Below are 13,113 nucleotides of genomic sequence, written 5' to 3'. Positions count from 1 at the left end.
TTGAGTTTATTCTATTGTATTAATGATGTTTTTTTATTTTCGTCTTTACTTATAACCCAAATAAAAAAGGTAAAGGCGAAATTACGAAGCTCGTTTGATGCAGGGAGTAAAACAGGGCTTAATAGTATAGCGCGATGCAAAAAATAATCAGAGCAAAAAATGAGCAAATAAAAAAATTATATTTTTTTACATTTTGAGATCGCGAAACTTAAGAATGTCATTATACTGTAATCATCTGGCGGTATTTTTCACACGGTGCATAGCTTAGGCTGTTGTTTATCACTGCGGGGATCGCTAATGCTAGAGTCCATGATTGGGCTGTTAAGACAAGACCACTGTTTTACCCAAGCAACTCGTTGTTACGAGGGCTCCCCCTCCGACTCTCATTTTCCAGCAGTACTGTCATTATCTATCCCTGATATATTTTTGTCTCCAGCGTTATTGTTTCAAGTATTCATGTCACGTAATAACTCCCTTGCGATATCGTTCTCACCCCAGACCTGTTTTTACCCAAGTAATTTTGGGGCCTGGGTGTTGACGCTACTCGCATTTTTCATTGGCTATTATTGGCTGCGAAGGAAGCCAAAAACCTCATCCGTATGTGAAACATATACCCAAAGTAATTCGAGTTGCAGGAAGTCAACACACATGCAGCTTGAAGTATGACGGATATAATCGCGCAGGCAACCGCTGCTGCGGTAGGTGAAACAAACTGTAAGGTGCCACTATGGGAAGACAGAAAGCAGTGATCAAAGCTCGTCGTGAAGCGAAACGCGTAATTAGACGTGATTCACGTAGCCATCGTCAACGTGAGGAAGAAAACGTGACATCGTTAGTGCAAATGGGCGGTGTTGAATCAATAGGTATGGCACGGGATAGCCGTGATACCTCCGTTATTCAGGCGCGTACGGAAGCTCAAGGTCATTACTTATCAGCCATAGACAATAAACTGCTCATCTTTGCGACCGGCGAAGCTGGGTGTGGTAAAACCTTTATCAGCGCGGCTAAGGCCGCAGAAGCACTGATTCACAAAGAAGTTGATCGGATAATTGTGACGCGACCTGTACTACAGGCTGATGAGGATCTGGGGTTCTTACCTGGTGATATCTCTGAGAAGTTCGCGCCTTACTTCCGCCCGGTGTATGACATTCTGCTGCGCCGGCTCGGCTCGTCTTTCATGCAATACTGCCTGCGCCCAGAAATCGGCAAAGTGGAAATTGCGCCTTTCGCCTATATGCGCGGGCGTACCTTTGAGAATGCGGTAGTGATCCTCGATGAGGCACAAAATGTAACCGCCAGCCAAATGAAGATGTTCCTAACCCGTCTCGGTGAAAATGTTACGGTCATCGTTAATGGCGATATCACCCAATGCGACCTTCCGCGTGGTGTGAAATCAGGTCTCAGTGACGCGCTGGAGCGTTTTGCTGAGGATGAAATGATTGGTATCATCCGCTTTGATAAACAGGACTGTGTCCGCTCTGCACTCTGCCAACACACTCTAAATGCCTATTCATAACTCAATGTTATGAATGGATGACCCGATAAAAAAGGGCAAGCGCGATAAACGCTTGCCCTTTGCTTATCCCTTGGCGGGCATGAAGTTACAGCATGATAGTCATCATATAAGCGGCAAATAGCGCCAGATGGGCGGTACCATTAAGTACGTTGGTTCTGCCGGTGGAAAATGATATTTGCGACAAAATCAACACGCTGACCATCACCACGATATGTGGCGCTTCCAGACCAAAGTTCAACTCTTGCCCGGTGATTACCGCAATCAAGGTAACCGCAGGAACGGTCAGTGAAATGGTTGCCAGCACTGAGCCGAAGAACAGGTTCATCGCACGCTGTACCTGATTAGCCAGCACCGCTTTTAACGCCCCTAATCCTTCAGGGGAGAGGATTAGCAGAGCAATCAGGAAACCGGTAAATTTAGCCGGTGCATTTAACTCAGTAAGCAGTGCTTCTAATGGGTTGGCATCAAATTTGGTAACGGCTATTACTGCTATTAAATGAATTAACAACCAAAATGTGTGCCACAAGCTACTGTGTGAGGATGGCTTACCATGGTGAGGGTCACTCGGGTCGTCACCTTCATCCTCATGTTCATACACAAATAGACTTTGGTGCGTTTTGGTTTGAATCAGCAGAAAAACACCGTACATCGCGGCTGAAATTGCTGCGACAACCAGTGATTGAGCCACGCTAAAGTTGCCGCCGGGCAGGGTACTCGGTAGCACCAACACAATGATAGCCAGCGGGAATATAGCCATCAGATACTGTTTAATGCCTACCAGATTGACATGCTGGGTAGCAAATTTTCGACCGCCGAGCAGCAAGGAAACACCGACCAATCCACCAATCACAATCATGATGATTGAATAGAGCGTATCGCGCATCAGGGCGGGTGCGGCATCACCTGTTGCCATCATGGCTGAGATCAAACTGACCTCAAGCACAACAACCGACAGACTGAGGATTAAAGAGCCATAGGGTTCTCCCAGGCGGTGTGCTAATACGTCGGCATGGCGCACTACGCTAAAAGCACTGCTCAGGATACCCACAAGTGCGATCAGGTTGATAACAATAACAGCAGCAAAATTGCTGGTATCACCCCAGATATTAAGAATGACCAATGCAATGATCGGCAGGATGAGGGAGTATTCGTGATGGCGAGATTTAGATCGGCCAGGATCATTTTGCGACTTCATTTCGAGAGCGCTCCTAATAACTTTACTGCATTAAACGGGCATTAGAGCCATTTAATGATAATTAAGTGCCATATTGTAGGCTAAGTAGCTTTAAGACTAACAAATAACAGGGAATTGTCGCAGAAAATTTACAAGGTTTTAACTGGAAAGGGTAAAAAAATAGCTATGAAAACGGACACTACAGGGTAATGTCCATTGATTTTACAGATATTAATTAATCTTACTCGTCAATATTGTCCATAACTTCATGGCGCTTATGGTGATAATCTTCTTCATTCAGGCCTTCGCGCCAGTAGGGTACAGCATAAAGTTGCTGCCGCTCACACCCTTTTTCTCGGCGCAGATAACGGCGCAATTGCACCACCATGCTATCTTCTCCCGCCAGCCAGAATGTTGACTCTTCCATCAGCAGATTCAGCGCACAGAATTGGGTTATCACATCACCTGTTTTTTCCGTACCCCCAATGACCCAACTCAGTTCCAACCCGGCAGGTTTAATCAGATTCAATACATCTTGCGGGCTATCTACACGGATGATGGCATGGCCTTCGGCATTTGCAGGCAGGGTTTCCAGTAAGGCGGCAATAGCGGGCAGTGAGGCGGGGTCACCCACCAGATAGCTGTATGCCGCTGCTGGCAACATAGTTTCCGGTCCACCAGGATTGGTAATCCCTAACCAATCACCGACTTTGGCATTGCGGGCAAAATCGACCGCCGGACCACGGTGATCATGAATAGCAAACTCAATATCCAGCTCACCCAGTTCTGGGCGAGAAGCACGAACAGAATAGGTTCGAACAATCGGACGGACCTCGGCGGCAGGCCAGATTGGACCTTTTTCACCAAGTACTGGCAGTTCCGGCTGAGTTTGGCTCGCCAAAGGTAGGAAGATTTTCAAATGAGCGCCCGCGCAATCAGACGGGTAATTCTGCAATGTCGGGCTATGGAAGGTGATTCGACGTAAATGCGGTGAGGTATCCACTATCTTTTTCACCTGAACCAGACGCGGTGGAACTGGGCGATGTGTGGGTTTTGCTGCGGTTGATCCTATGGTCACAGTTTATCCTTCTTATCCTATGATGTTTTATTCTTGGTCATCAGCCAGCAGAGGTTGTGGCTTATAAAGGGATAAACTATAACATCAACCAATGTTAATGATAATTATTTGCATAAAAAGAGTGCGATAGGCTGCAACGGCGCATTTGCCCCACAGATATGTAGGGCAAGATGAATTGATTGCTTAATTGATGGGTTTTACAATTGCCGTTCGACGGAAATGCAATCTTAAACGCAACATAGTGACCAGTGCGATAACCATCACGACCATTGCAGCCAGCGGAAGTTGCTGTAATTGCAGACCAAAAGCCAGCAAGGTGCCACCGAACCAGGCGCCCAATGCATTACCTAAATTGAACGCGCTTTGGTTAAAGGTTGATGCCAGATTAGGGGCGTCACGGGCCTGATCCACTACTAATAGTTGTAACATTGGGCACAAGGCAAAAGCCACAATACTCCAGATAAACAATGTCAGTAGTGCCGGTAAATAGAAACCAATGGTGTAATGCAGCGCCAGCAGGATAGCTATCAGTATGGCGATTAGTCGGGTCATGGATCCCACCAGGTTTTTGTCGCCTAAACGACCTCCCATCACGCTGCCGATGGACAACCCAACCCCAAGAATCAATAACACCACAGTAACGCCATGTTCAGAAACTCGCGTCACCTCACGCAATAATGGTGCAATATAAGTGAAAACAGTAAACAGGCTGGCATTGGTTAATACTGATAGCAGTAAGGCGGTTTGCACTTTTTTCTGCATCAGGGTTTTGAATTCCAGCTTAGGACTGATTCTCTTCATCGGAATATTATTCGGTAACCAGGCGATTACCGCGATGATAGCTACAATACCAATAGCACTGACACCCCAGAAAGCGGCTCGCCAACCAAAAGCTTGTCCAACTGCTGTACCTAATGGCACACCAAGTACATTTGCCAGTGTGACACCCATAAAGACTAATGCTATTGCCCGCGCCCGGCGGTTAGGTTGGACCAAATCAGTGGCGACCACCGATGCCAAACCAAAGAAAGTGCCATGGCAGAGCGCTGCAATAATACGGGCAGCCATCAATAAGTTATAGGTTTGTGCCAATGCACACAGGACATTGCCAATAATAAACAGGACAATTAAACCCAAAAGTGTGGATTTACGCGGGATTCGCGCCGTTGCAATAGCCAATAAAGGTGCGCCGATTACCACACCCATGGCATAAACAGAAACCAACATCCCGGTTTTAGGGATACTGACCCCCAAGTCATGGGCAACTTCCGGCAATAACCCCATAATTACAAACTCGCTGGTACCAATGCCAAAGGTAGCAATGGTGAGTGCGATAATAGCCAATGGCATGAGTAACTCCTGAACAGCCTTACATACATAAAAGGCTGAATAACATCAATGTCAACTCACTCCCTGGCATGAATATGAAGGAGATAAAGTCTTGGCAGATGAATTTTATTAAGCGATTTTAGCACCGAGCCAAAAGGGCGTCTAACGGCAAAGTACGATCCTCTGGGTAACTGACGCATCAGTAGGGGAGTCGGCGCTCTACCGGCAATACCAATAGCTCTGGGTATATTAAAAAGTAATTAAATATAGCTGATTTTAATTTCTTCCCCAAAATTAGAAGCCCCTCTATTTCCCCTATCTTTTTGATAATTTGGGTTATTTCAATTTTTACCACCATAGTATAGTGATTTACGTATGCCATAAGCTTTACTTAGCACAAAAAAACATAAGCAACGGTTTTTTTGTATTTGTTGGTGGCCATTTTCCCCCGTAAATCTATCTACCAAATAGAGTGAAATCAAAAGGGGCTAAATGTGAATTTCCAGCAGCTTAAAATTATTCGGGAATCAGCCCGTTGCAACTATAACCTGACCGAAGTGGCTAATACTTTATTTACCTCACAATCGGGTGTTAGCCGGCATATTCGCGAACTAGAAGAAGAATTGGGTATTGAGATCTTCGTTCGACGAGGAAAACGGTTGCTCGGGATGACTGAACCGGGCAAGGAGTTGCTGACAGTAGCCGAACGCATGCTGAATGATGCTAATCAAATCCGCCGTCTGGCTGATGTATTCAGCAATAATGATAGTGGACAGTTGCATATTGCTACCACACACACTCAAGCTCGCTACAGTTTGCCTCGGGTGATTAAAGAATTCCGCCTGTTATACCCGCAAGTTAAGTTAGTTATTAGCCAGGGGAACCCGCAAGAGATTGCAGCCATGCTGCATTCCGGTGAAGCGGATATTGGTATTGCTACTGAACTATTAATGAGTGACGAGTCTGTCGCCACGTTTCCTTATTATCGCTGGCACCACGCTATTGTCGTGCCGGATAATCACCCGCTAACACAAGACCCTAATATCACCCTTGAAACGCTGAGTACGTTGCCATTGATTACCTATCGTCAGGGGATTACTGGCCGCTCACGTTTGGACAATGCCTTCAAAAATGCTGGACTGACACCCGATATTGCACTCAGTGCACAAGATTCTGATGTAATTAAGACCTATGTTGAACTCGGCATGGGAGTCGGCATTCTGGCGGATATGTCCTACGAGGCACATCGTGATAAAGGGTTAGTACGACTAAATGCCGAACACTTGTTTGATGCTAATACTGTTTGGCTAGGGCTAAAACGAGGTCAGTTACAACGTAACTTCATTTGGTTCTTTATACAGCTCTGTAATCCAACACTTTCTTTGCATGATATTAAAGAGAAAGTGTTGGCAGAGGCAGCAGATGAGGTGGTGATTGATTACCAGATCTAGCCACGAAGCGGTAGAGATAGGCCATCTGGACAGAAAGCATCAGTCAAGAGAGTCATTATCTGGAGCAAATCGCACCTGAACTTCTGTTCCGCCATCGTCCCGTTGGCGGATGTTACAGTCACCATTCAGGCTATTTGCCCGATCCTGCATAATGATCAAACCGTAATGATTAGGCCGCTCGCTGGCCTGTCCAATCCCACAGCCGTTATCGCGGATGGACATGATGACATCACCTTGCTCAACAGTAACCCTGACTGTGGCCATACTGGCGTGAGCATGCTTATAAATGTTGTTCAGTGCTTCACGGGCAATGTTAACCATATGAATGGCTTGATGGTCGGGGACACAGTCTGACGGCAAGTTAAACTCGAGGGTAATGGGTAAACTGGCTCGCTCGCTGAATTCATTTACCAAAGTCTGAAGTGCCGCTTGTAATGTTGCCTCATTTAGCTTCAGGCGGAAGGTCGTCAGTAATTCACGTAGCTGGCGGTAGGCGATGTTAAGTTCATCGCGCATTTGCTGTACTAAAAGTTTACTGGGTTCCGGCATGTCGGGCGCTTGCATCTGCAAACAACTGATTTGAATTTTGAGGCAGGAAAGCGACTGGGCGATGGAGTCATGCAGTTCCCGGGCAATGGCTGAACGCTCTTCCATCAATAATAATTGCTGCTGATGCCGGGCTTGGCTTTCCAGAGCCAATGTACTGCTCAGTTGCTCCACCAGCATATTGACCAGTTGCTGCTGATCTGAATTGAGTGATTTATCAGTGGGTAGTTTTGCCAGTAGCAACCCATATTGACCAAGCTTATCACTCAGACTCCAACTCAAAGATTCCCGCAAAACAGCACTACTCACTCCGCCAGATGAGCTGCTAATAGTGAGTTGTGCCGGGCTGTTTTGGGGCGGCAGATATTCGCCATCGGCGTTATCAGCGAGATGATCGCGATAAAGATGATTTTCATATAAACAGATCTGCACATTTTCCAATGGTGTCAGTGTTTGTAGCTGCTCGATAATTGGAACTAAGCGCTCGCTTAATGGTTGGTGGGTATGTAATTGACGGCTACTATGATATAGAAAGGCTAATACTTGATTTTTTTGTTGTAAATCAGCGGTTTTTTGAGTAACTCGTTGCTCCAAGTCACTGTATATCAAAGAAAGTTCCTGCGACATTCGATTCAATGCGGTACCCAGCATTCCCATTTCATCTCGTTGATAAGACAGCGTATAGCGTTTGCTGAAATCACCGCGACCAATCGCATTCGCCATGGAGATTAATTGCAGCCATGGACGCAGTATGCGGCGGCGCAAATAATAGATAGTGGCCAATAGTAAACTCATTATCAGAACAATGAACACCAGTTGAATCATGGTAACCAATAACAAGCGTTGTTCAGTTTTATGGTCAATGGCTAATACCAGAGCATCTAGCTGGTGGACAAAGTCTGCCACGTTGACGGCAACGTCATCGGGATGTTTAGCTTGTAGCAACTGTGGTTTTAGCGTGGTTTGCCAGTAACGCTCTATTTGTTGATATTGGCTGGTTAACCCTTCTCGCTGTAACGCATGTTGTAAGTCGCTACTGGTTTTATCCTGCTCGAGTGCAACCAGGTAGGGCAAATCACCATTATTTAACGGTACCATTGAAAGCAGCCGGTAGCTTTGCATGCGTAGCGAGCCTGCTTTGTTGATGGCATGCGCGTTACCCTGAATACTTTGCGCCATCCATGACGAGATAGTCATACCGGCAAGGCCCAGTAAACCCAGTAGCATCATCAGTAAAGCTATCTGATTAACCAAGGGGATGAGGTAACGTTTCATAACATAATATTCCTTTGACCAATAAACGTGGCAACCTTACCGTATGTTCATCGTGTCATGTAAGCGTTAATGGGACTTCATGCCGGCCGCAGTCATCATCATACGAAACAACATAGAAACTGCGAATAAAGTCAGTACGCTACCGCACCAAATAAGTAACATCCAGCCGATCTTCTTCCACCAAGGCGATTTTAGCTGTTCAGTTGGCTGAAGGGCTGTTTGTGATTTTATCGTTTTATTTTCAGACATATAAGTCTCATGCATACAAATTCTAATATTCACTATAAGAACATATCAGGGCCAGCGAACTAGCCCATGATTGTCATTATCCACTTGGTACTTAGTGGTAACCTTGATCGTGATGGATTTTCCCTCGGAATACGTAGTAGCTCCAGAAGGTGTAAACCAAAATAATAGGAATAATAAAGAGTGCGCCGACCAGCATAAAACCCAGACTTTGCGGCGGAGCTGCCGCTTGCCACAAAGTAATGGATGGCGGAATAAGATAAGGCCAAATGCTAATACCCAAACCGCTATAGCCAAGGAACACCAGCAATAACGTCAATAGGAAGGGGGCATAATGCCCACCCCGTTTAACTGAGCGCAGTAATACCCAACTAGCCAGGACTACCAATAATGGCACCGGTAAGAACAAAAACAGATTGGGTAGCGTAAACCAGCGTGCCGCAATTTGTGGATGTGCAAGCGGTGTCCACAGGCTAATGATGGTAATAACGAGCAGCATTACACATGTCAGTGGTGTGGCTAGCTTATGCATGACCTGTTGCACATGTCCTTCGGTTTTCATAATGAGCCAGGTACAGCCGAGTAGTGCATAGGCTATAACCAGACCGAAGCCGCAAAACAGAGCAAAAGGTGTCAACCAGTCAAATGGGCCGCCACTATAACTCCGCCCCGTTACCGGGAAGCCGTGAATAAAAGCACCGACCACTATGCCCTGAGTAAAGGTGGCAATCAATGACCCACCGATAAAGGCTTTATCCCAGATATGCTGTTTTTCAGCGCTGGCTTTAAAGCGAAATTCGAAGGCTACGCCACGGAAGATCAAACCCAATAACATTAGGGTAAGAGGAATTGCCAGTGCATCCAGAATAACTGCATATGCCAACGGGAAAGCACCTAATAAGGCCGCCCCTCCAAGAACCAGCCAGGTTTCGTTACCATCCCACACGGGGGCGACGCTGTTCATCATCAAGTCCCGATCACGGCTGTGTTTTACCAGTGGAAACAGGATCCCGATACCCAAATCAAAACCATCCATCACCACATACATCATGGTACTGAAAACGATAATGACAAACCAAATCAGTGGAAGATCGATACCCATAATTAGCTCCTGCTTTGGTGGTTGTCAGAACTAAATGACTCACTTACTGCCGACAGTGGCCGTGATGGCGTATTCGGCTGACCGGGTCCGCCGGGTTGTTGCTGGGTACCTTCATGCGCTTTTGGCCCTTTACGGATAAGCCGCATCATGTAAGCGTAACCAACCCCAAATACCGAACCATAAACCACAATAAAGACCAGCAGGCTGATACTCATATGCATTTCGCCATGAGATGAAACCGCATCACTGGTGCGTTGCAAACCATAGACTATCCACGGTTGGCGGCCGACTTCGGTGGTGAACCAACCGGCCAGAATAGCAATTAAACCCGACGGTCCCATCCACAGCACAAAATAGAGGAAAGGGCGCGATTGGTATAAGCTGCCACGCCAGCGTAGCCATAAACTCCAGATACCGGCCAAGATCATCAACATGCCTAATCCGACCATAATACGGAAGGACCAGAAGACAATGGTTGAGTTCGGACGATCTTCCACTGGGAAAGATTTCAATGCTGGGATCTGTTTTTCTAAGCTGTGAGTGAGGATCAAGCTGCCTAAATAAGGAATTTCCAGCGCAAAATGGGTTTTCTCCTGCTTCATGTCTGGCCAACCAAACAGAATGAGTGGCGTGGGTTCTCCGGGCTTGTTTTCCCAGTGCCCTTCAATCGCCGCAATCTTAGCCGGTTGATATTCCAGTGTATTCAAGCCATGGGCATCGCCAATAACCGCCTGTAGTGGGGCAACGATCAACGCCATCCACATTGCCATTGACAGCATTTTCCGCATCGCGGGTGTATCCCGTTTACGCAGTAAATGCCAGGCGGCAGAGGCGCCGACAAAGAATGCCGATGCAAGGAAAGCAGCCGTGGACATATGCAGTAACCGATAGGGGAAGGATGGATTGAATATCACTTTCAACCAATCGACAGGCACCACTTGCCCATTAATAACTTCAAAGCCTTGGGGGGTTTGCATCCAGCTATTGGAGGCGAGTATCCAGAAGGTAGACATCAACGTGCCTAATGCCACCATGCAGGTTGCAAAGAAATGCAAACCCGGCCCAACGCGGTTCCAACCAAAAAGCATCACCCCAAGGAAACCGGCTTCAAGGAAGAACGCGGTCAGTACTTCATATGTCAGCAACGGGCCGGTGATACTGCCGGCAAATTCTGAAAAAAAGCTCCAGTTAGTGCCGAATTGATAGGCCATGACCAAACCAGATACCACACCCATACCAAAGTTAACGGCAAATATTTTTGACCAGAAATGATAGAGGTCGCGGTAATCCTCATTTTTGGTTTTTAACCATAAACCTTCTAACACCGCAAGAAAACTGGCCAACCCAATAGTGATGGCTGGAAAGATGATATGGAATGAGATGGTAAAAGCGAATTGGATTCTGGCCAACTCTAGAGCGGTTAAGCCAAACATAGTGACCTCGCTGCAAACATGGTGCTGCCTCATTAATCTATAAAATGAATCACGCCGGTATTAGTTATCCCGATAACAGGTAGTGACAACAGGCGATTATTTGGCGGAGTAAACTTGGCAGTTAGTTAACCATAAGTTAAAGTGGCTATAATAGTGACAATTAATTCAATCTTACCTATAACAGTTGGCTTATGACTCGATATGAACAGTTAGCTCAGCAAATCCGGGCACAAATACAATCCAAGGTCTGGCAGGCGGGTGACAAGCTGCCTTCGTTGCGGGAAAGTTGTAAACAATCAGGATTAAGTCTGATGACCGTAGTGCAGTCCTATCAGCTATTAGAAAGCCAAGGTTGGATCGTGGCCCGGCCGCAGTCGGGATATTATGTTGCTTCACGGCCGACACAATTACCCCAGCCACAGCGAGGGAAAAAACTGCATCTGGATGAACAGGTAGACATTAATGCCTTTATTTTTGATGTACTACAGGCAGGGAAAGACCCAGCAATAATGCCATTTGGCTCGGCATTTCCCGATCCGAGTTTATTGTTACAACCCCGATTATCACGGGCGCTGGCCAGCGTCGCACGTAAGATATCACCACAAAGCTCTGTGACTAACTTACCACCGGGTAACGAAAGTTTGCGGCGCAATATAGCTCAGCGTTATGCCGCCAGTGGAATGAATGTCTCCCCTGAAGAAATTGTTATCACTGCGGGTGCGATGGAATCACTAAGCCTGAGCTTGCAAGCGGTTACGCAGCCCGGAGATTGGGTAGTGATTGAGTCACCCGCATTTTATGGTGCATTACAGGCGATCGAGCGTTTGCGGCTAAAAGCGATTGCCATTACAACCCACCCACAACAGGGTATGGACCTCGATGCGCTCGAACAGGTGATCAACCAATACCCGATCAAAGCTTGTTGGCTGATGACACATTTTCAAAATCCATTGGGTTGCACGATGTCCTGGCCGCAGAAAGAACGGCTCGTAGCCCTGCTACAGCAGAATAATATCTCGTTGATTGAAGATGATGTTTATGGTGAGTTGTACTTTGGTGCGGAGCGGCCGTTGCCAGCCAAAGCACTCGATCAGCATCGGCAAATTCTGCATTGCTCATCGTTTTCTAAATGCCTGGCGCCGGGATTCCGTGTCGGTTGGGTCGCAGCAGGGGAACATGCGCAGCGAATTCAGCACTTACAACTGATGAGTACGGTTTCGGCCAGTGTGCCGACTCAGTTAGCGATTGCAGATTATCTCAGTCAGGGGGGATATGACATTCATCTGCGCCGCCTGCGCCGCTTAATGGAACAGCGGCTCAATACGCTGCATCAGGCGGTTATTGAGCATTTTCCTAAAAATGTCAAAATCAGCCATCCTGCGGGGGGATATTTCCTTTGGCTGGAGTTGGAACCGCCGTTTAATGCCAGTGAGTTATATCGGCGGGCGTTGGCGCAGGGGGTTAGCATCGCGCCGGGGAGAATGTTTACCACGGGCAGTCAGTTTGATCACTGTTTTCGCCTGAATGCTTCGTTTGCCTGGTCGGAACAGAGCGAACAAGCCATCCGCATACTGGCGCAACTGATTAATCAACTCACCAGCGTCATAGATAATAGCCGCTCGCGTCGATAACCATCTAATTTCCGCTATGAGTATATTTACCTGGCTCCAGAAAATGGAGCCATAACAGCATTATCTTCTGCCGCTATTTCTGCAATATCCCTCATTCCCTTATGCATAAACGGAGTAAATCCTTTCGTATCACCGGCCTTGTTAGCAGGAGAAATGCACTTAATTGATGCATTCACTGCCCATTTATAGGGCGTTGGAAAGCTTAATTGTTATTTTTGTGTTGCTGTAATGTGATCTGACAGAGCAAAAATCAAAATTGATGTCAAATGCATATAATTTCTACTCAAACCCACGCAAATGGCTTTCCTCTTCGCTAAAGTTCAGTATGAATG

The 13,113-nt window shown here is 46.7% G+C and carries 10 protein-coding genes and 1 pseudogene; 4 read left to right on the top strand and 7 right to left on the bottom strand.

Features of this window, described 5'->3' with window-relative positions; translation table 11 throughout:
- The first annotated feature begins 297 nt into the window (after positions 1-297).
- Together V1953_RS11425 and phoH are read left to right on the top strand one after the other, a co-directional pair.
- Positions 298-605, top strand: a pseudogene (locus V1953_RS11425) (hypothetical protein).
- A 122-nt stretch (positions 606-727) separates the two neighbouring features.
- Positions 728-1,516 (top strand): phosphate starvation-inducible protein PhoH, encoded by a 789-nt coding sequence (gene phoH, locus V1953_RS11420; RefSeq protein WP_032906294.1) that lies wholly within the window; start codon positions 728-730, stop codon positions 1,514-1,516.
- 85 nt (positions 1,517-1,601) lie between these two features.
- On the opposite strand, the gene chaA is transcribed toward phoH, so the two are convergent.
- From chaA to V1953_RS11405, 3 genes are all read right to left on the bottom strand, one after another.
- Positions 1,602-2,711: a sodium-potassium/proton antiporter ChaA gene (chaA, locus tag V1953_RS11415; RefSeq protein WP_083159060.1), complete on the bottom strand. Its 1,110-nt coding sequence runs from the start codon at positions 2,709-2,711 to the stop codon at positions 1,602-1,604.
- 220 nt (positions 2,712-2,931) lie between these two features.
- Positions 2,932-3,768: a siderophore-interacting protein gene (locus V1953_RS11410; RefSeq protein WP_442850913.1), complete on the bottom strand. Its 837-nt coding sequence runs from the start codon at positions 3,766-3,768 to the stop codon at positions 2,932-2,934.
- A 183-nt stretch (positions 3,769-3,951) separates the two neighbouring features.
- Positions 3,952-5,118 carry an MFS transporter gene (locus V1953_RS11405; protein WP_083159058.1) on the bottom strand — a complete coding sequence of 389 codons (1,167 nt, stop codon included), beginning with the start codon at positions 5,116-5,118 and terminating at the stop codon, positions 3,952-3,954.
- A 473-nt stretch (positions 5,119-5,591) separates the two neighbouring features.
- Between V1953_RS11405 and cbl the strand changes: the two genes are divergently transcribed.
- On the top strand, positions 5,592-6,548 hold the full coding sequence (gene cbl / locus V1953_RS11400) for an HTH-type transcriptional regulator Cbl (RefSeq protein ID WP_083159056.1): 957 nt from the start codon (positions 5,592-5,594) through the stop codon (positions 6,546-6,548).
- Positions 6,549-6,587: 39 nt separating this feature from the next.
- On the opposite strand, the gene narX is transcribed toward cbl, so the two are convergent.
- The 4 genes from narX to V1953_RS11380 form a co-directional block, all read right to left on the bottom strand.
- Positions 6,588-8,369, bottom strand: a complete 1,782-nt coding sequence (gene narX / locus V1953_RS11395; RefSeq protein WP_442850912.1) for a nitrate/nitrite two-component system sensor histidine kinase NarX — start codon at positions 8,367-8,369, stop codon at positions 6,588-6,590.
- A 66-nt stretch (positions 8,370-8,435) separates the two neighbouring features.
- Positions 8,436-8,618 (bottom strand): DUF2474 domain-containing protein, encoded by a 183-nt coding sequence (locus V1953_RS11390; protein WP_227746537.1) that lies wholly within the window; start codon positions 8,616-8,618, stop codon positions 8,436-8,438.
- A gap of 91 nt (positions 8,619-8,709) precedes the next feature.
- Positions 8,710-9,717, bottom strand: coding sequence for a cytochrome d ubiquinol oxidase subunit II (gene cydB, locus V1953_RS11385; RefSeq protein ID WP_083159053.1), 1,008 nt, complete (start codon positions 9,715-9,717; stop codon positions 8,710-8,712).
- Positions 9,718-9,719: 2 nt separating this feature from the next.
- Complete coding sequence (locus V1953_RS11380) at positions 9,720-11,150, bottom strand: cytochrome ubiquinol oxidase subunit I (protein ID WP_083159052.1); 1,431 nt, start codon at positions 11,148-11,150, stop codon at positions 9,720-9,722.
- 191 nt (positions 11,151-11,341) lie between these two features.
- On the opposite strand from V1953_RS11380, the gene V1953_RS11375 reads away from it, so the two are divergent.
- Positions 11,342-12,781 (top strand): aminotransferase-like domain-containing protein, encoded by a 1,440-nt coding sequence (locus V1953_RS11375; RefSeq protein WP_083159051.1) that lies wholly within the window; start codon positions 11,342-11,344, stop codon positions 12,779-12,781.
- Positions 12,782-13,113 lie beyond the last annotated feature (332 nt).

The sequence above is a fragment of the Yersinia sp. 2541 StPb PI genome (assembly GCF_052217145.1).
In the GTDB taxonomy this organism is placed as follows: domain Bacteria; phylum Pseudomonadota; class Gammaproteobacteria; order Enterobacterales; family Enterobacteriaceae; genus Yersinia; species Yersinia enterocolitica_E.
The sequence above is the reverse complement of the archived record's forward strand: the minus strand, read 5'-3'. Positions and strand labels throughout refer to the sequence as shown.